The organism is Anaerotignum lactatifermentans DSM 14214 (genome assembly GCF_900142265.1).
Lineage (GTDB): Bacteria > Bacillota > Clostridia > Lachnospirales > Anaerotignaceae > Anaerotignum > Anaerotignum lactatifermentans.
The window spans coordinates 1-23,919 of sequence record NZ_FRAH01000022.1 but is presented as its reverse complement, the minus strand read 5'-3'; the positions used below and the strand labels follow the sequence as shown (position 1 = coordinate 23,919).

Below are 23,919 nucleotides of genomic sequence, written 5' to 3'. Positions count from 1 at the left end.
TTTAACCTCTATTTATAAAATATTGATTGCAGTTTTTACAATAAAATTCATTATTATCTCGTTCTAATAAGCATAGTTGGTCATCTTTATTATAACAATATGGGCAAAAAACATGTTTTGAGTTTTCTGATTTTTTCACATAAAAACCAAATTCATTCAAAACAATATCTTCTTTTTGACTAAGTTTTTCTTTTAACTCTTTATTTTCATCCTTAATGCTTTCTAGCTCTTCTTTCAAATCAAAATATTTATCCTGAATATCTGCAACAAGTGCAGATACTTCTTGGTTTTGTATTTCTTTTGCAAGACTGCGTAATTCTTTTATAATATCATATATATCTTTTAATGTAGCCATTATAACACCTTCCTTACTGTATCAGGGCTGTATGTAGCGAAAATCTGCTCGAAATTCGTAGCTACGCTATCGTTTGCCAAAGAACTATCCCGCATAACAAAATAATAAGGCTGCTGTTTTGCAATGGCTATTATGGTTTCATCGGTGATATTTTCATCAAAGCAAGCAATCAGGAAACCATCTGCAACATTGAATACCTTCTTGCCAGCAATGACTGTTTCTTCTATCTTGCTGGACAGCAATACACCTAAATCCAGCATCACCTGGAACAGCAAATCTTCCGGTGTTCTGTCTTCTTTGATGTTATCTACCGATTCGCCAATTTTCGGAAGGTCAAATTCATTCGGATTATAATACACATCTTTCATATTGGAAGTATCACACTTGAGCACACGGAAACCTGTATCTAAACTCTGTGTTCCCAGAGGATTTTCTTCTTTGATTTTCTTTCCCACTCTACGAATACGCTCTTTTCCAATTTCACAAATATTTTTGTAACCGGCTTTGTAGGCTTCACTCTTTTCATTAGTTCTATCTGAAACCTGTACCATGATAAACTTGCAGTGCCCCCCATTATCTGCATTTAACTGCATAACAGCGTGAGCAGTGGTGGAAGAACCGGAGAAAAAATCCATGACTATATCATCATCTTTTAGATTTGCAATTACTGCAAGGGTTTTCAGCAGGCGTACTGGTTTTGGGCTATCAAAAACTCCAACATCATCAAAAATCTTTTTTAACTCTTGTTTTCCCTCTTGATTATGACCAACATCTGCTTGAAATAGTAGTGTATTTGGTCTTAATCCAGGTTGAACTTCAGACAAAAATGTTTTCTTTCGTGGGGAACCATCTCCATTTACGCCAAACCAAATACGATTATCATTGTTCCACTTGTTAAAGGTTTCTTGGCTACAACTCCAAAATCGTCCGCTTGGTGGTACAACTTTACGTCCACTTGGAGTTGTAATTTCATACAAAAGACTTTCTGATCCTGACTTAGCAGACAAAACTACTGATGTCCATGGTCCACGAGGGTCATTATCCGGATTAGAGTATCCTTCCGGAGTTTCATCCCCCCTCGGTAAAAGTCCAATTTTCCATCCATTTTCGTTAGAATGCAAATTAACTTTACAATAACATAAGATGTGATCATGCATTGTAGAAAAATATGTAGCATCGTTGGAACGAGAAAATTTCTTTTGCCAAACCAAGTTGGCAATGAAATTGTCTGCTCCAAATGCATCATCACATATTTTTCTCAAATTAGATACTTCCACATCGTCTATGCTGATGAAAAAAACACCGTCCTCCGCAAGTAAATCCTTAGCAATCTTTAAACGAGGATAAATCATATTCAGCCAATCCGTATGGAAACGACCGTTGCTTTCTGTATTTATAACAAGTCGATTACCTTCTTCATCATACTGCCCACTATTTGCCATGTAATCCTCTGTACTTTGTGCAAAGTCATCTTCATACACAAAATCATTTCCTGTATTATAGGGAGGATCTATGTAAATCATTTTGATTTTTCCCAAATATGTTTCCTGTAAAAGCTTCAACACCTCAAGGTTATCCCCTTCAATATAGAGGTTTTCGGAGTCAAATCCTCCAGGGGTTCCATCTTTGCCGACACTTTCTTCTCTGCAAGGACGAAGGGTTTTGGCAATTGGAGCGTTTGCCAGCAGCACAGACTTTTTCTTGTCCGGCCATGTAAACTGATAGCGTTCTTCTTTGCCGTCCACTACCCTTGTGTTGATTTCCTGCATCAATACATCTTTGTCTATGGCACGCACAACTTTCCCATTTTCATCAATGGTTTCTGTAATTGCGTTGGGGAATAGCTCCGCCAGTTTTTTGTAATTTTCATCCGCCTTGTTGGGCGTGTGCATTTTCAGCTTGTCCATTTTCATTTTCCTCCTATTTTATAACACATCCAAACTTGCAAGATATGCTCTGACTTTTTTATTTAAGTCATTCAATTTATCATATATTTCTTTCGTCATTTTTTGTTCTTCATCTGTTGGTAACGCATCCTCTTTACAAATAGCACAAAATGATAAATTCCATCGTTGCTGAAATACATGAAGTTGATAATTGCAAAGCTCTAATATTTTATTATACCCATTATAGATATCTTCTCTTATAAAAGGAGCATTTGCTTGTAAATTATCTTGTGCAACGAAAAATGCTTTCACTGCCGTTTTATAAATTTTCTTATCATACTCATCTTTTTCTTCTTCGCTATCAAATGCTGGTGTACTAATCATACCATAAGGATTTAATTTAGATGTGTGTTTTATCATAGCAAAAAAATCTTTTGAAAGTTGTCGGTAGATTTCAAATTCTGTATCGAATCTGGTTTTACTTATATAGTTTTTTCTCTCATTGACACTTTTTTTATCTTCCAGTGCCTTATCTAGAGATAATTGAAACTGTTTTATAACAAAATCCCTCACAGGCGGAATGAAAAAACCTGTTATGATTATGATCCAACCCAAATTCATTGTAATAAAATCAAGTATATTAGTCATTATATAACTCCTTTTTGAATTGATTAATTTTCTGCACCAACTCAAACTTCTTCTTCGGCTGTTTTTCTGCTCTCGCCTGCTTTTCCAGCTTCGCAATCTCTTTTTGCAACTTTGCTTTCTGCTCATCCAGTGCAATTTGTTCTTCCAGGGTATTTCCAGCATCCATATTGATTTCCCCGATCTGAACAATAATATTTTCCCAAATCTGATTCAGGTCCAGTCCCTTTAGCGTAACTGTAATGTCTTCAGTTTTCTGCCACGGTGTCATCATCAGTTTTGTGTGATAAACCGCCAGCCTTGCTTCCTGTTCATACTCCAATACCATCAGCATATTCTGAGGAATGATCTTTGAAATGGTAACGATGTTCTTTTCGTCAAAATCCTTATGCTTCAAAGACACCAGAAGTACATAGAACGATTTGACACTTTCCCCTTCCGAAACCTGCACGCGGGAAGGGGAAATTTCATTTACAATGGAAAGTTTAGAAATATCATAGTCGATTTTTTCTTTCGCCGCTGTATTCATTTGAAATTTAGTATAGATCGCTTTTTTCGGAAGCTGCTTGTTCATTTCCGTATTTTGAGGTAATCCAAGCATTTTTTCAGCCCCTTCCTTGTAATATTATCAGATGTTCGTTACAGATGAAATGATATATTTTTTGCAATCTGGGTTCAAAGTAACAAAGGTTTTGTTCTCTTATGACTTCTTCTGCGAAATAGATTTTGGCAATTCCTTAATGACCAAAAAGCAAATCAATTCAAAATCATCCAAACCTTTGATTTCATTTGACAGAAAACTGATCTGTCCACCACCTAAAAAGGCATCAATATCACTTTCCTCTTTTACTTCTATAATAGAGGAAATGGCTCTTTCCAAAAGCTTTGATAACTCTCTCATATCTTTACCATCACGGGTTTCTTTATTGAACACCTTACACAATACTATATTGGGTTCCGATTTTCCCTTGCAAAGATAACGCATTTTATCCAGCATATCTTTGGGTGACAAATGATCACAAACGATATCCCCATCCTGACTGACATAAACCATATAAAATGGATGCAGCCGATTTTGATTATCAATATTAACGCTGTTTGAACGATTTTTCAAAACATAGATCACTCCTACCGGCATTTCTTCCGATGCCGGGACTACAGCATGTAACCCAAAAGGTGTTTTATCCAAATCTGCATGATTTTTGATATACGCAAGCAAATCAAGCCTAAACTCATTCAATCCCAAATCCATAATGGAAATACCTGTGGTCATATCTTCAATATCTACCACTTCTTCTTTCAGCCGTTTCAACTGATTTTTTCGATATTCCAGGTCTGTTTTCTCTTCATCGCTCAGTAAGTTATCATCACCTGTTGCAGTCATGTCCACAATTTTCATACGGGTTTCAACCTTCGCTTTCAGGTCGATATACTCATCAAGCGTTACATCCGGCCAAAAATTAACAAGCTGAATATAAGCATTACGGCTTCCAATACGGTCAATACGCCCGAAACGCTGAATGATACGGACCGGATTCCAATGGATATCATAGTTAATCAAATAATCACAGTCCTGCAAATTCTGACCTTCGGAAATGCAGTCGGTTGCAATGAGTAAATCAATCTCTCTGTCATCATTCGGCATCAGAAGCTGTTTATCCTTTGAAATCGGAGAAAAACAAGTCAATACCGTATTCAAATCACTACGAAGCTTTGGAATTGTTGTACGTCCTTCGATAGAACCGGATACGATTGCTGTATTCAACCCAAAATTTTCTTTTACGTACTTGCTTACATGATCATACAAATAACCTGCTGTATCTGCAAAAGCAGTAAATATTATAATTTTCTTATTCCCCTCATTGATTGGATGTTCCATTTTGTTTTTGATCACCTGAAACAATTCCTGCAGTTTGCTGTCATACTCAGGTGTAATATCTCCAACCATAGAGGTCAGGAGTTCCAGTGTTTCTCTATCTTTTGCAAGACTGATTCTCCATGACTTGTAGTCCATATCACCAATTTCAATTTTTACTTTTCTGCCAAATGTAAAAAGTTCATCATCGTTCTGATCTTCACCATCGAACTCATCCAAATCTGTGATATCCACTAGATCCAATTTCACCGAGGACATTTTATCATAGCTATCAATGATTTGTATTGTAGAATCGATCAATGCTAAAATTCTTTTCAATGTGAGATTAAAAGAAAATACAGAACTTTCCATTCGTTTCATCAAGTTGATAGCTGTTAATCTACGAATCCCCTGTTCACGATTTGCCTGTGTAAAACCAATATTCACTTTATTGTCGCCATATAACTCAGCATACTTTTCCATTTTGCTTGGTAAAATAAAATGTGTTGGCGTATAGATCGTCAATGTCAACAGCATAAGCTGCTCAAAAATTTCATTATAATTGATTGCTTCCTTTAGATTTGTAAAACGTGGACTTAATGATATGGGCTTCAATCTAGTTGGAAATGTTCCGATATCCGCTGTATCATAATATTTCTGAATATGTTTACGGGAGCGAGCTATGGTTACAGAATCCAAAACCTCAAAAAAGTCAAAGTCCAGCATGCGGAGTAAGTTTGCTGTTGTACGATCAACGGCTTCCCACTTGCTCCATGTATTAAATGCTCTTTGGGCATTTTTAAAGATATCATCAATACTACGAGTGGTATTCAATTTATCGTCAATGAGTTCTGTGTTTCCTTCATAGGCAAGAGCTAGCTGATTTTTTAAGTCATTAAAACGATTGTTTACCGGAGTTGCAGATAACATTAAAACCTTAGTCTTTACACCTTTACGAATCACTTTATTGAGCAGTCTTAAATAACGGTTTTCCTTTTCATTATCTTCACCAGATAACTTACCGCCATTACGGAAGTTATGGGATTCATCAATGACAACCAAATCATAATTGCTCCAGTTCAATCTATCTAAGTCAAGTCCATTTGACGTACCCTTTGTACGACTCAAGTCCGTATGATACAATACGTCATAACGTAAACGATCAGATGCAATTGGATTATTTACATAGTTATCTTTATATGTATTCCAGTTGTTTGTCAACTTTTTAGGGCAAAGGACTAGTACAGACTTGTTTCTATTTTCATAGTATTTGATAACGGCTAACGCTGTAAAAGTCTTGCCAAGCCCTACGCTATCAGCTAAAATGCAGCCATTATATTTTTCCAGTTTACTGATGATCGCAAGGGCTGCATCTTTTTGAAAGTTATACAGCATTGACCAAATTTTACTTTTCTTAAAACCTGTAGCTTCATTTGGTAACATATCTTCTGAAATATCTTCCAAAAATTCATTGAAAATATTATACAGCGTTACAAAATAAATAAAATCTGGAGAGTTTTCCTGATATGCGGCGGTAATACTATCAATCACCTCATCTGTAACAATCTGAAGCCTTGTGTTATCCTTCCATAAACTATCAAACAATTCAATATAGGCTGTGGAAAATGGCGTTTCTGTTTTTTGGATCATATTATACGCATTATTACCTCGTTCACATCCCATATCCACAGTGGTAAACCCATTGATAGGCATATAATTTTTATCATCTAGATTGATAAATCCCATCATATTATCATTTGTAGTATTAGATTTGAAGGTAACCTTTTCTCTGATCCATTCGGCACATTCTTTTGCAATAGCTTTTTGGGTCAGTTCATTACGGAGTTTTACTTCAAATTCAGTGCCATACAAACTCCGTTCCCTGTTTAATCTGGGAATGTAAAATTCTCTTTTCTCTTTTTTTGCTTTTTCTGTCACAAAAGTTGGTGATGTGAAAATAAAACGCAGTTCTTCTATGCTTTTCAACTGCTCTTTCAGTTCCTGAAATGCGTAAATTGAAAAACAAGCTGCTGCAATAGATAACTTGCTCCCCTTTTTTATTTCGATAGCTAAATCATCCTTTAATGTTTTTGTTGTATTATTGATCAATTCCATATACATTTCTCCCGAAAAGACACTACCTTAAAAAACACTCATTAAAAACATAGGCAAATATTCTTTGTTAATATCATTATATATCTTAAAACATTTTTTTCCAACTTACATACACTATCTTCTAAAAATAATATCACAACATCTAACATATACCTATAATCTGAATGTACTTTTTCCCGCTTCTTGACCCATTGAATATCATTCTCATCTTATTTTAAAGGCATGAACAGTATCATTATGAATATCTATATTTCAAATGTATCGTACTTAATTATCAAACACTTTATTTGACCATAATAAAATCAAAATTATGTAATTTTGTATGCATAACTTCTTTTCCTCTAATAGAACACACGGTACTATCCTCTGAAAGCAAAAAACATCCCGAAGCACTTTTGTTCCGGGATGTTTTTATCGAATAAAATTACAACTCATCATAATTCAATGCCGATTCCATCTGCAATTCATATCTTGTTGCACCAGAAATATTATCCTGTATATAGATCTCAAACACTTTCGTTTCTCCTGCACTCATGTTCATAACAATACCGTTTCCTGTTCCTTTTAAACTTGTACCATTATAGAAATTCAATTTAAATGCTACAAACTCAAAATCTCTGTCATAGTGGTTTGTGATTTCCCCATATACACGATAAGTCCCTGCAAAATAGTCTGTCTTCAAATTCGAAACAGTAAAGCAATCTTGACTTGAAGTTTCCTTTTGATCCGGTTTTGTAGACTCTACTACATCAGAGTCATATAATCGTACAATTTTCTTTTCATTATCCCAGGAAACCTTTTTCCCAACAGCTTCCGCAACATCATGGACAGGCAGATACGTTGTCCCGTTATAAATAAAAGGTTCGTTTGTTGTAATCAATTCTTTATCATCTACAGTTACTTGTATATTTTGATAAATAACAGATATCTTTTCCTCCATCCATTTACCGTATGCAAATGTGCCACATTGTAATGCAACAACAGTCGCCACAACACCTGCTGCAAATGCTTTGAAATTCCCCATTTCTATACCCCTTTCATGATGTCGTTTCTTATGCCGATTTTACCAGATTATAAATAACCATAACAGGAAACAGAAAAATTAAAAACGTAATCTTTAAAAGCGCCTTTATCATCATATACCTCCATCCTTCTATTACTTCTTTACATCCATAAAACTTATGAAAACAATAAGTCATCTGGATGTTCTCTCCACATCAACTTATGCTTGTGTCAGTTCTGTGCCATAATGCTCTGACCAAAATCCATTATCCAAGGCAATAGTAAAAAACGGTGTCATTTTATTATAGATTTCTGTGTCAGCAGGTTTTGGTATATTCAGAACATAGTTTGTAAATTCCGGTGTTACATTGCCCTGAATGATCTTTCCATATTTCCAGCAAGTTTCTTTCACTTCTCCAAATAAAAGTGCCATATTGATTTCCTCTTGCTCCATATTCCAGCAGTGTATCTCAAAGGTCTTTGCTGTTTTCAGCTTTTTATACATCATTTCTTTCCAACGCAAGTTATTCCTTTCTGTTACATCGAATTCTATATATTCCATTTATCTTTCCTCTTTCACGAAAACAATCTCGAATGTACAAATTCTCTCTGAAATCATCATATCTATTTTTCTAGAAGCTGTAAACAGCTGTTATAAAATACCACCTAAGAAAAAAACGATTTTATAATCATAACAAATTTAGTATTTCCTTTTCAGTTGCTTCTACATAAAATGCCGGAAGCCTTTTGGCTTCCGACTTCTCGTATAGAAAAACATTTTATTCTACGATATTCTTACAGAAATTTAGTAGCCTCTTCAAATCTTGTTTTTTAGCTTCCTGTATCCAGCGTACCATCATATACAGTGCCTATGATAACTATACAAACCAATCGCATTGCAGTATATGTATACTCTGTATAGTTAGTATATCAGCATAGAAAAATATATCAAGTGTAATAACACCGGCACCATTCACTACGGATAATATTAATAGACTTGGGAACACAATGGTATCCAAAGAGCTAAGTCCTAATATTCGTTTAGACTTTTTTGGGACTTCACATGCTATCTCTATACAGATTCATCAATTAAGTAATGGCTTTACGTTCAAACTACGTGCAATACCAATTAATGGAGTTGGGTATTTCTTATCTCCGATCTTTGAAACCATATCTTCAAGGTCAACCATATTCCCAACAAAAACAATGTCAAGATAATGTTTTGCTCGAGAAGCACCGACATAGAATAATCTCCTGCTCTCTTCATCAGCAAAGGTCTTTGCATCAGCATCAATGATGATGATTGCATCAGCCTCAAGTCCTTTAAACTTTCTGGCTGTTGTAAAGAGCACATTTCTATTATCACGTATTGTCTTAATACCATGGTTACCAATCTTTTCAACACCGTGTAGAATGGATGTTGTTTCAGTTTTTACAGTCAGAACACAGATTTGATTGTAAGCATATCCATTATTTCTATATTGATCAATCAACACAGAAATCTTTTTAATTCCCGCAGCCTTATCATCACAAACATAGAACTTCGGCATATCCCCCTTTACACCTTTATTTTTTACTTTAGGTTCAACACTAATTGGTTTCCCGGAAGTATCCGCAATAGAGAAGGTATTTCTACAGTTAACATTCAGAACTAATCTACATTCAGAATTTTTTAGCCAGTTCGGAAATTCACGTCCTTGCACAAACTGGTTTTTATCAAAGAAAATATAGAATGCACCTTCCTGCAGTAATGCAATATCATACAGTCTCTCAATTTCATCATCGTTGAAGTCCTGTCCCTCGTCAATGATAATATGCTTGTACCCCCAATCATATACATCATAATTTTCTAGAAATCGGATAATATCATCTACATCAACAGAAGGCACTCTGAGCTTCTGACAAACTAACTGTGGTAAATTGAAGAATTCAATATTCTCGTACTTCCTAGGATTTTCATTCTTCAGATCCTGTAAATAAATACGCAAAAACTGATTAAAGCATAGAAACAGAACCTTGCCACTAGATGCAAGTCTTCTTGCTTTCTCAATAGCAAGAAAAGTCTTGCCGGTTCCAGCTGCCCCTTGGACAGCCGCTACCCTCTGCTCTTCCAGATAGTCAAGCAGTGAATTCTGCTCTTTAGTCAAACGAATAAAAATTTCTTCCTGCTCTAGACGCTTTGATTTAAGACTAGGCATTGCACGATACAGAGGAGAGAATGCATCAAGAATCATCTCTTCAGATGTATTATCAAGTCTAGTATGTTTACGGCCCTCATAAAAATCATAAATGCCATCTATATATTTCTTTGGAGAATCCAATGCAGTTTCAAAAAGTACGATTTCCGGATGGAATTCCATCGGGAGAGTTCCAATCACATCACGCCTACTAATAGAAGGGAACCATACTGCGGATTCAACCATACAGTACTGAGGTCTGCCAGTATACTCTGTGTCCTTCAGTAAATCCTCTAATAAATCCAAAAATCGATACTTACTTCTGTCAGCCTGTTTTAAAGGATTTTTCATGGGATGACGCTCTCCATTATCAGTACGGATATAGGACCAAGTGTTATTTATGCACTCAATTCCACCTGACTTAACTTCAATTACGATAATGCCCTTTTTAGGATGAAAAACTGTGAAATCAGATTCTCCATATACCACTGTGTTCTTTGCATTACGATCATTCCATCTTACAGAATGAAAGACCGTATAATCATCCGATAGCTTTTTTAACGCTTCAAATACCTGACGTTCACCAAAACTGTTGTTATCCTCTTCCATTGTTTGAGGAATCATTTGTGCCATTAATATTCCCCCTATTTAAAATACCCCGCAAATTCCCGTGGCTTTATCTCACTTACAGAAAACGATGTCCATCCCTGAATCTCTACTTTTTCATTGTCATTATCGAATACAAGAATCTTTTTATTCTTCCAAAAGAAAAGCACCTCAGAAGAAATATTGGTTCCGATAACATTCAGCTTGCAATAAGACTCTGATGGAATCGGAACATGGAGCATATCCATATCTGCAAAGGCATTCATGTATTCTTCAGGAATCATTGGCGCAAACTCATTCCAATTTTGATAATCTGTACAGCTATATCCATCAGCAAAGCGAACCTTGTCTTCGGTAAGTTCTTCTCGCAAAGAATGATGCTGTTCTTCGAAATGATCATCCGGAATAGCAATTGTCGGTCCATTGTAGTGCTCAAGGAAAGAATAAGCTTCAATTCGGTTTAACTTATCATGAATTGTCTGATTGTAATAGTTTCTTAGGCAGTTATAGCAAGAAGGATTGCAATTGCAAGTCTTTGTCAGACTAATCGCCTTCTGAATAACCCTCTGAAATACTCCGCAGTCATCGGAAACAAGACGACGTACATGCCCAGCACCACCTGCCACTGCATCATAAAGTATAATTTCATATACCATACTGCGTTCATAACGAACCTTATGTAGGCAACCCTTAATGTCGGTTCTTTCAATATCCAGAACACTAGAAACCGCCTCAAGCAATGCATACATTACAGAAAGCATTGTTGACTGATTCTTTGCTCTGGATGTACCAAATGTAATTCTTACCACATCAGTTTTAAAGGAATGACATAGTTCCTTTCTGTACAGCAATCCGTTACAATCTTTGCCCCATGGTGACTTATGCTTCTTCTCATAGCTCTTTGCAAAAGAGTTAAAATCTTTTTCTTCCTTACCGGCAGTAGAACTAATAGCATATCCACAACGATCACAAACATAGAAATGATCATTACAAACAACCATCAGAGAATCATTTGCTGAAGTCTCCATCTGAATTTTCTCATTATCAAAAATCCTGAAGGTCTTCTTATGCATTACTTTGCGCGTCGGATCTCCGATATAGTAGTCGTCACTTCTATATGAACGGTCTGGCTTACGCAACGGAACATCTTTAGATTTTGACTCTGCGATAAATCCTTTACGAGGTTCAATCGCTTTTCTCCAACGAGCCCTCTCAATCGAATTACCACAAGAGATACAAATCTCCCCACCTTTTGATGGTTCAATAATCTTATGGTTCCACGTCATGCAAGAAGGGTTACCACACTGTGCAATATACACTTCTCTCCAATCTTGACCAGTAGCTTGAGGGAGCTTTCTGATATATCTACTTGTATAAAGCTTTCCATCTGCAACAACCTGTGCATCTGGCGCATATTCAGCAATTGCGAGCTGTAAATCCCTTACCATCTGAAGCTTCTTTTCCTGATTGAAATCTATTCCTTGATAAAGTTCAACGGTATCAACAGGAAAACCATACTTGGGAAGAACATTATATCGAACGAGGAACTCAATCAATTCATTGCGCCCTCTTTTATCTTCCTGACCACGACGGAATTCTTTCAATTGCCGTTCACGTCTGGCAGCAGTTTGAATATCTCCACGGCTTTTCAGACGCTTAAATTCTTTTTCATACCAATTTACCGTTTCTCTGAAATCCATTACGGCAATGTTCAATGCACCATCACTGCCTACGAGCTTATCTACCCATGACCAGTCTGTAATTCCCATTACAGTATGCATTGCTCTGGGAATAGACTTCAGCAACAACGCTTCCAGATTCTCTGGATTTTCAAGCAAATAATCTTTCAATCTCTCATACCCATCCTGATTTAGCAGAACATCTGCATCATTACCATTGTAGACATCTGGATTATTGGCAAAAAATTCACTTAAAGCAACAGCAAACACATGGCGCAGAATAACCTTTTCGTTTGAAATCGAAAATATTGGAACTCCAATTTTACCAGAAATCATTTTTTCCGGATGTTCGAAATACATAAAATCATGTGAACTCAGTTTTGAATAAGTTAATGAATACGCAGCAGAGTGAATGCTTCGACCCGCTCGACCCGCTCTTTGGACATAATTTGCAGGTGATGGAGGCATATTCCTTAAGTAAACAGTTTCCAAATCACCTACGTCAACCCCCATCTCAAAAGTAGTTGAACAGCTCAGTGCGTTAATTTCTTTGTTAACAAACATTTCCTGATATTTTTGTTGCTCTGCACGACCTAGCTGAGCAGTATGTTCTTTGATATGTAACGGAGACATAAGTTTTTCCGCATACAGTCTTGCATAATGGTTGCCATCAAGAAGCACCTCTCGAGTGATCGGCTTCAGATGTCCATCACATTTCAAAGCTGTACAGCAATTTTTGCAGTTAACCATGGTAGTCTTTCCGCATTTTTCGCATATGTAAATCGGACGATCCTTATCGCCTACAACAATGACGAATTTATCAGTTGAGAAGAAATATTCCCCATCACCCGCTGGAGTTAATCCATAATCACCATGTATAAGCACTGCATCCCAATACATTGTCAGCAGTTCTCTAGCGGCATCTTCAGTAATATCCAGCATTGCCATAAGACGGGTTATTCTACCATTCTTGAATGGTCTTCCATTCTCACGGACACGCGGAATCCAACCATTCAGATAATTCTTCTTCCTATCTGCATCAGATTCCTTACATTTTTTGAAGCGACGAGGATGTGCTGCATAATATATATACTCTCTCTCGTCATTTGTCAAAGCACAATCTTCACCCTCAAGAGCTCCATTATAAACGATATCCATAACCAGAAGGTTAAACAACGCATTTATATCCGAAGCCTTCTGACCGTATTTATGTGCAACAGCAGCCATAATCTCTTCAGAGTTTCCTTTATATACAAAGTCCAAAATGCCTAGAGATACTAGACTAGTACTTCTTCGCGCATTCACCATTTCATTAAGCACAGCAATCCACGCCTGCCGTTTACTTATTACCGTAAGGTTTTCTGTACCTTTATCACCGGGAGAAGCAAATGTTCTATTTGAATCAAAATAGGATGTCAATTCCTGTACAAGCGTTGAGATTTCCCATGGATGCTGACTGATATTCTTTCTATTATTTTCAATTACGTGCCAGATTCCACGACGTCTCAAGAACTCTTCATAGAAAGAAGTCATGTAACATGCATAGAATGCAGCTTCACTCCTACTATCAGAGAAGGTAAGGAACTGCCTTTTTTTCTTAATAATGTTAACCGGCGTCTTTGGTACTGATGCCATTGCAAAAAGGTTATTTGTTGCTACGATTGGAGATTTATTCGTTTCAAGAACTTCCTCAGATTCAGGAAGCTGTTCAAAAAGCTCTGTACCAAGAACGGCTGTTGCAACATCATAACCGATATAAAACAGCTTCATATGCCCCATATTACAGCAAGGACATGTGTTTTCATTTCTTACACCCTTACGCTCTGCCTTACGAACTCGAATCAGACTTCCCGAACCATGACCACATGAAAAATCTGCTTTCTGACTTTCATGATGAATTTCACCGCATTTTGCACAAAGTATATAATCATCTTTGCCAATCCCACTTTCATCTTCAGCATCGTCATCATCATCTAAATCCAATTCTTCACCTTGATTTCTCAGAAGATATACCTCCATATCCTCGTCATAACGATTTGCAGCGGGCACAAGGCGATCATTGATTGTTTTACCAGCAACACCAATACGGCCACAGTCATCACACACAGCCGCCTCAAAAACCCTCCATGACTCCCCATCAATTTCTGCATAGTTCTGACGTGTCAAAAAAAGTTTTTTGTTTGGATTTAAAGTGATGAATGTACCTTCCAATGCACGCACAAACATATGATATCTAGCTTTCATCAGAACAGTTTTATTTTTTTCTGCCTTCGACGCTACATGAATAAAGTTTACCAGATCAGTATCTCTCAAATCCATATGAGCTCTCATTGCTGATGCAATTTCATGAACAGTCATCGGACGTACGGCACATTCCCGTAGAACCTTATATGCCTTTGAGGAAACGCAAAGATCATATAATATTTCAGAATCGCTTTGAGTACTATTTACAGTAATACCATACTGCTCAAGGATAGCGTCCATTGATGTGTCAGGATGTGCAAGACGCGCAAAAACCTCAAAAGGTATATTCTGTGATGCCTCTGGCAAAAGAGGCATTACAGTAGTAGAGCGAATGATATCATCTGTGTCAAAATGTGCATCACACAGAGTGCTAGCAAAGGACACAATATCGTTATCCGCCTCTTTTCCACCCAAAGTTGCACTGGTAAGAATATGCTGAACTTCACCAGGATTGCTGATACGCGCCTTCAGTCGACGAAGTAACAATGAAGTTTCAATACCAGTAGCTCCTCTATAAATATGAGCCTCATCCAATACAAGAAAACGCAGCTTCGCACCAGAAAATACCAAATCATCATTTGGTCTAAGCATCATATACTCTAACATAGCATAGTTAGTTACAAGAATATGTGGAGGTCTAGTCTGCATGGTCTTTCTAGAAATCACTTCATTTTTCAGAGGCTTTAGAGGCTTTCCATCCGGATCTTTAAAGACTCTTCCATATTCTGCAATACCATCAGATTCTTCGTGTCGGGTGCTACTGTTATAGACGCCAAAAGTAATATCTGGATACTGCTTAAGAATCAAACGTAGACGTTTCATCTGGTCGTTAGCCAATGCATTCATTGGATAAATCAAAATAGCTCGTACACCATCATTGAGCGTTCCTGCCTCTTTTTCACGTAAAAGGTGATTAATGATTGGTAGAATAAAGCATTCTGTTTTGCCAGAACCAGTACCCGTTGTAACTACGATGTTCTTGCCTGAGTTTATTTTACGTACAGCTATTTCCTGGTGCTTATACAGACCACGAACAAGCTTAATCTCCTTATCACATTCCTGAACATCTGGCTCCAGCTCTTGGAATAACGGAGACATTTCATTTTCACCAATTAGTGTAGTAATACTCTTTCCAGATTCGAAGGAATCGCTAATATCAAGGTACGGACCTTTTGATACCGCACTTTCTTTTCCTAAAGCCTCTGCAAATTGTCTAGCATATTCCTGATCTGCCAGATGAAAGCTTGTAGAAATGTAACTTATAAATTCATCTCGTATGTTATTTGAAGCTTGAATAGGATCAAACATGGAATCAAACCTCTTTTCTATATGAATATAAATCCGCAAGGTAGTATTTGTCTTTATTGAACCTTGTAGGCTCCCAATCAGTTAACTGGTAAATATCAACATTTTTCCACCTGTCAAAGTAACGATAATAATAAAATCCATCACCAGGATCTTCGGGATCACCTGTTTCATGGGTAATGCTTAATGTACTATCATTAATATACACGATTCTAACTGGATTGATCTGGTAGAGGCGATGCCCCTTTTCATCAATTGTATCTTCATATGAATACTCATGGCGTTTTCCACTGTCGTTCACAAAGTACATAACACCTGTATATACCGGACACTCTCTATCTTCGCTTCCAACATAATGGATTCCTTTATACTCGATTTGATCAATGTAACAAGGTCGAATCTTTACATCTTCATACTTTGTATCATCTTCAAACGTAATTGTTTCAATCTTAATAATTTTCTTCAAAAATCTTAATTCGTTCGCATCACCAACAAAAAGACTACCACATATAATTGGGGTAAGCTGCATCGCAAACAGATTCCCAGATTGCTTGCTAATACTGTATTTATATTCTCCTATAGGAAGTTCAACATTTTCTGCAATTAGTTCATTCTCCAACTGCAAATTAAAGGTTCTCTCAAACTCAGTTCCTTCACAAATAGTAATTTGAAAACTGCCATTTTTATCACCAATAAAGCCATAACCAAGATTCCAACTAATCTTTCCATCATCGAACTTAACTACAGGCTTTTCAACAAACTGCTCTTTTACAGCGATTCTGGCTAAGTTATATTTCTGAGGTTCCTGACCATTTACAGCAACTGCCAGCTGAACCATTAACCAACTTCTGTCTTCAGAATTCGAAAACCCATATACAGCATTACCGAGAGCAAATGCGTTCAAACTCTCTGTACTAATACTATGACCATTCAGAGTCATTTCTACGTTAACACCTGTTGGAACCTTCACATAAACAAACCTTTCCTGTGGAATATCTCTAATCCAGTACAGATTTGATCCATTCCACTCAGTATCAGCATTATCGGTAACTTTAATTACTGGAACAGAAATTTCAAGTTCTCCGTTTTCATATGGAATATTGATGCATGTATCACCAGGAGTAATTGGGTATTCTCGAACACCATCATTTCCAATAGCAACCCTTACTCTTGCTTCACAATAATCTTCATCTGAGAAATAATATGCTCTATTAAAACGATAGTTAAGTGAGCGAATTATCTTCAGATTTCTTCTAAGTAATAAACGATTACTAGAGAGATCCATTAAGCGTAATGACACATCATCAGTGCCTAACTTGCCAATCTCAACTTTATATATTCTTGTCCCTTCCTTTTCTTCATATAACAAAGTATCAAAATCGACAAGATCAGTGTTTATTGCAAGTCGATATTTTTTTTCTTTTTCACGTTCAGAAGAAACTATATATATGATTTCTTTTCCAGAAACAACACTATAACGAACACCATTCTTAACATATTCAGCTAAGTAACTACCACTTGGAACCATAATACGAAGTTCTCCGCTATTCTGAACATTATCAAGAGCAACAAGTTCACCATCGATTTTAATTACGAAACCCTTCTGAAGATCAGCATAATATCCCTTAATATACGTACTTTCTTTGATGGTAGATACTTCTGCACCGTTAATATCTACCACTGCTGTTTTAGGTACAAAAAGAGAATAGCCACCTGTTTCACAACTACTTACATCCTTCTCTGACTTCTCCTTAAAAATCAGACAACCTCTATATAACACTTTTTCAGAGTTATAAATTTCAGTATCATCACAAGTAATAATGATCTGTGGATCAAATTTATTAGAACCAGAGCGTCTAAGATAATCTTCTAGATTTAACACAAATCCGCTCATTGTTTTTCCGAGTTCATTACCATAAAAACTCAGCGTTCTTTGTTCAACCATGTTACCTTCATGACATACTGTAAGCCGTAACGACGAAAACTCATTATGTGCAAGTCGAACATCAGGAAACATAATTCTAACCTCAGTTTCATTATGCAACTGATAGATGGGTCGAATCCGGGTATAATCAATTGCAACAGTTCGCCTTTCACGAGTTGTCTCTTTTTTCCTTACAGTAGTAATACCTTGAAGTTTTTTAGCCATCCACTCATCGCAAAGTTGTTCCTCATAGGTAGTTGCAGCCAGGTTCGTGTGATTCACTAAACTATCAATTCTCTTTATCAATGATGTAACCAACCGCGTTGCATATTTCGGTCGATATACAATTAGCTTGATAATACCTTCTCTGAAGTAGTAGACCTTAGAACTGATTTCAATATCTTCATCAGATGTTTCATCAGATGTATTCATCTTATTTCGAAGTGACAACACCATACGAGCAATCATCGGATCATCCTCAATATACTGCCAGTTAAGATTCGTTTTGTAAAAATCAAATAAGAAATCGCAGAAATACAACCATGACTTCTTAGTCGAAAACGCATGGGCAACAATGGTAGACTTAAATTGATTACCGCTGGCATTTGTTACAAACCATCTATTGTTACGAATCAACGCATTTTTTATGCAACTACACAGCAGATTTCTTAATTGACCACTCTCATCACGATATCCAAACTGTGCAGTAATATATCGCCAAAATCCAGATTCACCCTCAGTATTCCAGCCTTTGGCATAGTTAATTACTGCAAGTGCAATCTGCATTTCAACCTTCGGACTAGGCTTTGCTGATAAAGAATTTAATAATTGACCAACAAATTCCCTACTGTTCTGATACAAAATATCTAGATTCTTTTCTGAAAGAATTCGGCTACCTAAAAGAGGTGTATCAGCAAATAGTTTTTCAATATAATCCACTCCTGTTCCATGAATCTGCATATCCGGCTCGACAATATTAAAATCCTCAGCAGTAAAATCAAGTACAGCATTTTCTTCATTTCCTGCCACACTAAAACCATAAAATGATATAAATTCTTCAGTATTGTAAGGACTTCTCGAAATATATGCCCTAATCCACTGACTATCAGGAGTGGCTGGAATGTAAGTTTGCCCATTAATTGTGTTTTCCTCTAAAAAAGCAATTATACGATCATCAGTAATGGAAACACTCGCTGAACAAAACGGAAGTCCAAAAAGGAATTTTGAATATTCATCCAATGATAGATTTCGTATATTCGCAAGATTCCTAAACATTAAAGAATTATTTGGCATAAAATGTTGTTTTTTTAAAATAAAAACTTTTTTACCAAGTGTATCCAACACAGTACATTCATCCTCAGTAAATCTATGTAGATTCTGTGTTTTTATACGCACCTGTAATGCTTCGGGTAAATCAACGAGAAAAAAACATTTGATATCCTCGGCAGATATAATCAGATATGCACAGTTATCCTTCATATTATTTACTAAGTAATATTTAACATCATCTTTTTCAAAGAAAAACAGCCTCTCGTCAATCATTCTGGTAATAACAATTCTTTCTTCGGATAGAAGTTCTTTATTACACCAATGTCCTTTGTTCACTTTTTTTGCAAGTTTATTGTAAATTGACTGTTTGGAAAGACTGTACCACTCACTGAGCCAAGATATTTTAAGGCCATAGTTTTCCTGCAAAGTCTTTACAAGTGCTATATCTATTTCTCTCTTATTATACACCCGGCTTTTTGGATCATCCTCAGCCGCTCCGTTATTTAATGCAAAATAAGCTTCACCCATTTCACATAGTAATTCTAACTGCTCCTGTAGTTGTCGTGCAGATATCGCCCCTATATTTCGCATATGGCATATTGCTTCTGGTGTCAGTTTTAATGCCTGTTCGATTGTTTCAATCCCTTCACTCTGAAAAGAGTGATATATTCGTACAGAAACATGCAAGTCACTTGCTGGACGAGAAAGAATCCTCTCTGATAAAGGAACACCTTGAACTACCATACATTCCTCAGCAGCAGAGTGTACCGTGACATTAGGATACCCTTGAATAAAAGCTGAAATCCCATCCTGAGAAATCTTATCTAAAACCTCCTCAATTTCATTGAAACTCTTTACACCCATTTTTCGTATAGATGGTAAAATTTCGTAATTCTCGATAAGCAGATAAAGCGTATGGAAACCTGCACGCATCAAACAGTTGTATGTCCTCTTAGATAACTTTAGCTCAGCTATAGATATATCTTTATATTCTTCATTGTTTATAATTCGCATATCTTTGTACCTCAATAATTTACCCGTTTTATTTAGTTAATTTCTACTGTTTTTCCATAACAGAGCGAGCATTTTTCTCTAGGTTCATACTAATTTTTTGTTTCCTAAGTCTGTGATAGCCCTCATACATGTTCTTTACCTTAATAGCATACTGCTTAAATGGAAAATCTTGTTATTTAAGTATATCATGTATGTATTTATTTTGAAATAATTTTGAGATTTACATATCAGATTATTTTGTGAAAAAAGTCTCATGAATTCTAAGCTATTCCGTAATCTAACACAAAAAATGCCAAAAAAGATCCCATAAAATAAGAGAACTGGAATCTTTTGTATTGCAACGACTCCAATTCTCTTTTTTTTGATGAAAAATCTCATCACCAGTTTTCCATATATAATGCCAAATATATCAGATTAAATCTTATCTGTTGGACTCAATTTATCAAATACAATATTCCTGCTCAAATACAATGTTGCCACTGCTTCCAGAATCTCTCTATAATGGTCATAAAATCGCATAAAAAGTCCCAGATTATCGCAGGTACTGAAATCATCATCATACAATGCATCCAGAACTTTTTCACTGGTAGATACATCTGTCACACCTGTTTCGATACATTTCAAAATCTCTGCACTAGACAACAGCGTTTGCTTAGACAAATGGATTACTTTCTGCTGCATCTGGTCATAGGATTCTTTTTGAAAAACTAATTTTACTGCAGAAAATGGTACTTTCTCGCAAAATATCAAATGCAGAAACGCTTTTACTTTTGTAGAAAAGCTGCTTGTGATAGGAACCACATAAAGGTTCGCAAGAAGTTGATATAAAGCCTCATCGCCCTTTATCGCTTTCGCACTAGCAACTAGGTTTCTCCCTTCCATTCGCTGCAAAGTATTTTCAAAAGTTTTTGGATCTACTCCAGATTTCTCTGCTTTTCTTTTATAGCTTTCTTCCAGTTCCTCTTTTGTCAGGATGTTCCAGATCAGGCTAGACCAAAGGACCATCTCTTCTATGGTCAAAGCACATTCATTGATCCCAACAGTAACAATAGGTATTTTTTTGCCATTTGGCTGAACCTCAATATGATATCTTCCAACTGCCGCATATAATTGAATCATGTTTTCTTCCTCCTTTATTTATCTGATACAAAATCAAGTATATCAACTACAACAAATTTCGTTATTTTCCTAAGTCCGCGAAAAATGCCTTATCCTTCTTTAGATACTTTACAGCTCTGCAAATGCAAGCAGCGATATAATTAGGCTTTACCTGATACATTTTTGCGATTTCCGCACCACTGTATCCTTTCAGTTTCAGTTCTAAGGCTTCAATTCCGCATTTTGCCACACCTTGATATCGTTCCTTTGATAAGCGAAGTGCATCCAGCGCTGCTTGATCCGCTATCCTCTCTTCCGGTGTCTGCTCTGATGATACCAGTGCCTGTTTTTCCGCAATATCTGTCAATTTTGCTTTTTGTTTGTTTACAATACTGCGCAGATGATTATAAATCTCATTGCGTACCACGGAAAAAGCATAGGTTTGAAAAGACGCATCGCTTCCACTGCGATATGTCACTGCTGCTTTACATAGACCAATACTGCCAATCTGATAAATGTCATCATATCCCATCCCATCTACAGATTCATTGAGCATAACATGTTTGCTGATGACTTTTTGTATCACCGACAAATTTTCTTCTACCATTTTTCTTTGTTCTGCATTCAAATGTATATTCATTCTTTTTCCCTCCCGTTCCTTTGTTGTGTTGTTCCAATAATGCTTGGCTTTTCTCCATGAGTCGTTGACACATATATTCAGAGAAATTTCCGATATGAGCTTGCTCCCCTGTCATAAAAAATTGATCTCTCATCCAACGATAGGCATCTTTTCGGCTCATTATGCCTCTTTTCCAAATCTCATCAAAGACATGATGGGCATAGATTCTTAAATTGCGTAATTCTCCATTGGCTAACGTCCCTTTTGGTCCATTGCTATTTGGCAATACGCCTACATAAGCATCACAAGATGGATAGTTTGAGCAAACATAGACTTTCTTTTCCAAAGCATTTTTCCCGTATACAAAACTGGCATCACGTAGCATCACTGTTGCACCGCAGTATAGACATCTCATCTGTTTATGATTCTTTTTTGTCTTCATACGAATCACCTCAATCTTTGTAAATCCTTCTTTACTAAAATTGTAGGAAAATAAAATGATAAAATCTACAAATCTGAAAAATCAGTGGCTTAAATTTGTACCAACATTATGTAAACAAATAAAATCTGAAATAATTTAACTTATGAAAATTTCTACTTCCGCACAAAATTCTTGAAACAAAAAAAGAGCAGAACCTGATTATAGATTCTGCTCTTTGTATTCACTTTTTTCTCATTTCACATATGTTTTTAAAATATGCAGCCTATCCAGCAACATCTTGTATTCCTTTTCTTTTCCTGCAAACCACGCTGGATCGATTTCTGTTATCTGATTCATACCTATTTTTTTCACAGCCTCCACCGCGGCTTCCTTTTGAGAAATATGCAGTGGTAAAACTGTCTGGCATCTAGCTCCTTCTATGGTATCATACGCTTGGAAAGACTGGTTAAAATCCATCAACGGATGCAAACAGAGTAGTTTATTCTTTTGATTGTCGATCAAAAATCCCCAGTTACCCCAATGCCTATCCACATTGCCAACAAGATAATCCAGTATGTTCATCATATAAAAAGAATAGGCATCCAGCTTCAAAATATATTTCATTGGGTCAATCTCTTTATTTACCGCATAAATTTCAAAGGCTTCTCTGGATACGATAGATCTTTCTTTGGTTGTCATGATATCACTGACAGATACAGGTTCCCCATCATATTCTCCCAAAGTATATGTCACCTGTTTGCAGTCAAAGCACTGACAAACTTTACTCGCGAGGATTTCATTTTCCACTACTTCTCTCCCACCATCTTTATAAAGCTGAAAATTATCGTTATTTCTAATCCATGCTTTCGGGAAACATCCATTCGTAGAAAGATCCTTTGCAAATTCATTTTCCAAATGCTCATTATGGACAGTAAGCTGTTTTCCCTTTAAGGAAACATCTACCAAAGCATTGTCCAAATGATTCTCATAAAGGTTCACTTCGTCAAAGAAGATTTTTTCTTTTTTCTGGCGTACCCAATAAATATCTGTCAAGGACAGGCATCTGTATGTTAATGCAATTCCTGCACGTTCTTTATCTGTAAATGCCTGCGAAGCACCAATACTGTTTAAGATTGCCTTCGCATACTGACGGTCCAATGTCAATATCCTGCTTGCGCACCAATGATAAAAATTTGTGATATTATTTACCAATGTATCAATATCATTCTCTGTTTCCTCAAGATACAGGCTAAAGGGCATAAAACTTTTATAATATATTTTGCAGTGCCCCTGTGTATCGATCCAGGCAACCTTCCGATTTCCATGCATGATTTCATATACTGTTTTCACCCTTTACACCACCTCGTATAGTATCTTTAGATACCATTATTCTTATATAAAATTTAATAGTTACTTTGTTCAATAGGCTTCATTAAACCCATGATATAATTGTCCCAGTGTCAATCAGGCAAAAGTTCTAGTCACCCCTGTTGAACTCCCAGAGAGTTACTTCACCAAAAGTCTGTTCCCCTGACATGGAAGTTAGCTTCAAACCGCTGGCTGTTTGCTTAAGTGATTGGACAACCATCTTGCAGTGTGGTTTCGCATCTGTCCATCTTAAGCTGGATTCTTATATGCGAGGGTGTTGATGCTCCATGGTCATGGGTTTACCAAGCCGATTGAACACTTTAATTCCAAACGAAAG

The 23,919-nt window shown here is 36.5% G+C and carries 14 protein-coding genes; all 14 read right to left on the bottom strand.

Annotation, left to right across the window (positions count from 1 at the left end):
• Position 1: 1 nt before the first annotated feature.
• Positions 2-355: a hypothetical protein gene (locus BUB35_RS07530; RefSeq protein WP_072850595.1), complete on the bottom strand. Its 354-nt coding sequence runs from the start codon at positions 353-355 to the stop codon at positions 2-4.
• Entirely contained in the window at positions 355-2,262 is a 1,908-nt protein-coding gene (locus BUB35_RS07525; protein WP_200777579.1) for a site-specific DNA-methyltransferase, read from the bottom strand. The genes BUB35_RS07530 and BUB35_RS07525 overlap by 1 nt, the downstream gene beginning before the upstream one ends.
• 18 nt (positions 2,263-2,280) lie before the next feature.
• Complete coding sequence (locus BUB35_RS07520) at positions 2,281-2,889, bottom strand: hypothetical protein (RefSeq protein ID WP_072850593.1); 609 nt, start codon at positions 2,887-2,889, stop codon at positions 2,281-2,283.
• Positions 2,882-3,487: a DUF4391 domain-containing protein gene (locus BUB35_RS07515; RefSeq protein WP_072850591.1), complete on the bottom strand. Its 606-nt coding sequence runs from the start codon at positions 3,485-3,487 to the stop codon at positions 2,882-2,884. The genes BUB35_RS07520 and BUB35_RS07515 overlap by 8 nt, the downstream gene beginning before the upstream one ends.
• A gap of 99 nt (positions 3,488-3,586) precedes the next feature.
• The gene (locus BUB35_RS07510) at positions 3,587-6,856 is read right to left on the bottom strand and encodes a helicase-related protein (protein WP_072850589.1); all 3,270 of its coding nucleotides are present in this window, start codon (positions 6,854-6,856) and stop codon (positions 3,587-3,589) included.
• 424 nt (positions 6,857-7,280) lie between these two features.
• On the bottom strand, positions 7,281-7,880 hold the full coding sequence (locus BUB35_RS07505; RefSeq protein ID WP_072850587.1) for a stalk domain-containing protein: 600 nt from the start codon (positions 7,878-7,880) through the stop codon (positions 7,281-7,283).
• 198 nt (positions 7,881-8,078) lie between these two features.
• Complete coding sequence (locus BUB35_RS07500) at positions 8,079-8,420, bottom strand: hypothetical protein (RefSeq protein WP_072850585.1); 342 nt, start codon at positions 8,418-8,420, stop codon at positions 8,079-8,081.
• Positions 8,421-8,943: 523 nt separating this feature from the next.
• Complete coding sequence (locus BUB35_RS07495) at positions 8,944-10,668, bottom strand: nuclease-related domain-containing DEAD/DEAH box helicase (protein ID WP_072850583.1); 1,725 nt, start codon at positions 10,666-10,668, stop codon at positions 8,944-8,946.
• A gap of 11 nt (positions 10,669-10,679) precedes the next feature.
• Positions 10,680-15,872, bottom strand: coding sequence for a DEAD/DEAH box helicase (locus BUB35_RS07490; RefSeq protein ID WP_072850581.1), 5,193 nt, complete (start codon positions 15,870-15,872; stop codon positions 10,680-10,682).
• A 4-nt stretch (positions 15,873-15,876) separates the two neighbouring features.
• A complete protein-coding gene (locus BUB35_RS07485) occupies positions 15,877-20,076 on the bottom strand; it encodes a DNA-directed RNA polymerase subunit alpha C-terminal domain-containing protein (protein ID WP_072850579.1) in 4,200 nt (1,399 codons plus the stop codon).
• Between the two features lie 414 nt (positions 20,077-20,490).
• Complete coding sequence (locus BUB35_RS07480; protein ID WP_072850577.1) at positions 20,491-21,195, bottom strand: hypothetical protein; 705 nt, start codon at positions 21,193-21,195, stop codon at positions 20,491-20,493.
• Positions 21,196-21,256: 61 nt separating this feature from the next.
• On the bottom strand, positions 21,257-21,814 hold the full coding sequence (locus BUB35_RS07475) for a sigma-70 family RNA polymerase sigma factor (RefSeq protein ID WP_072850575.1): 558 nt from the start codon (positions 21,812-21,814) through the stop codon (positions 21,257-21,259).
• Positions 21,720-22,235: a zinc-finger-containing protein gene (locus tag BUB35_RS07470; RefSeq protein ID WP_072850573.1), complete on the bottom strand. Its 516-nt coding sequence runs from the start codon at positions 22,233-22,235 to the stop codon at positions 21,720-21,722. The genes BUB35_RS07475 and BUB35_RS07470 overlap by 95 nt, the downstream gene beginning before the upstream one ends.
• 231 nt (positions 22,236-22,466) lie before the next feature.
• A complete protein-coding gene (locus BUB35_RS07465; RefSeq protein ID WP_072850634.1) occupies positions 22,467-23,543 on the bottom strand; it encodes a HipA domain-containing protein in 1,077 nt (358 codons plus the stop codon).
• Between the last annotated feature and the right edge of the window lie 376 nt (positions 23,544-23,919).

Bases quoted from the DNA above. Each gene is read 5' to 3' on its own strand.
- BUB35_RS07515 (WP_072850591.1), bottom strand. From the start codon at position 3,487: ATGCTTGGATTACCTCAAAATACGGAAATGAACAAGCAGCTTCCGAAA.
- BUB35_RS07465 (WP_072850634.1), bottom strand. From the start codon at position 23,543: ATGCATGGAAATCGGAAGGTTGCCTGGATCGATACACAGGGGCACTGC.
- BUB35_RS07480 (WP_072850577.1), bottom strand. From the start codon at position 21,195: ATGATTCAATTATATGCGGCAGTTGGAAGATATCATATTGAGGTTCAG.
- BUB35_RS07500 (WP_072850585.1), bottom strand. From the start codon at position 8,420: ATGGAATATATAGAATTCGATGTAACAGAAAGGAATAACTTGCGTTGG.
- BUB35_RS07475 (WP_072850575.1), bottom strand. From the start codon at position 21,814: ATGAATATACATTTGAATGCAGAACAAAGAAAAATGGTAGAAGAAAAT.
- BUB35_RS07520 (WP_072850593.1), bottom strand. From the start codon at position 2,889: ATGACTAATATACTTGATTTTATTACAATGAATTTGGGTTGGATCATA.
- BUB35_RS07530 (WP_072850595.1), bottom strand. From the start codon at position 355: ATGGCTACATTAAAAGATATATATGATATTATAAAAGAATTACGCAGT.
- BUB35_RS07485 (WP_072850579.1), bottom strand. From the start codon at position 20,076: ATGCGAATTATAAACAATGAAGAATATAAAGATATATCTATAGCTGAG.
- BUB35_RS07525 (WP_200777579.1), bottom strand. From the start codon at position 2,262: ATGGACAAGCTGAAAATGCACACGCCCAACAAGGCGGATGAAAATTAC.
- BUB35_RS07490 (WP_072850581.1), bottom strand. From the start codon at position 15,872: ATGTTTGATCCTATTCAAGCTTCAAATAACATACGAGATGAATTTATA.
- BUB35_RS07470 (WP_072850573.1), bottom strand. From the start codon at position 22,235: ATGAAGACAAAAAAGAATCATAAACAGATGAGATGTCTATACTGCGGT.
- BUB35_RS07505 (WP_072850587.1), bottom strand. From the start codon at position 7,880: ATGGGGAATTTCAAAGCATTTGCAGCAGGTGTTGTGGCGACTGTTGTT.
- BUB35_RS07495 (WP_072850583.1), bottom strand. From the start codon at position 10,668: ATGGCACAAATGATTCCTCAAACAATGGAAGAGGATAACAACAGTTTT.
- BUB35_RS07510 (WP_072850589.1), bottom strand. From the start codon at position 6,856: ATGGAATTGATCAATAATACAACAAAAACATTAAAGGATGATTTAGCT.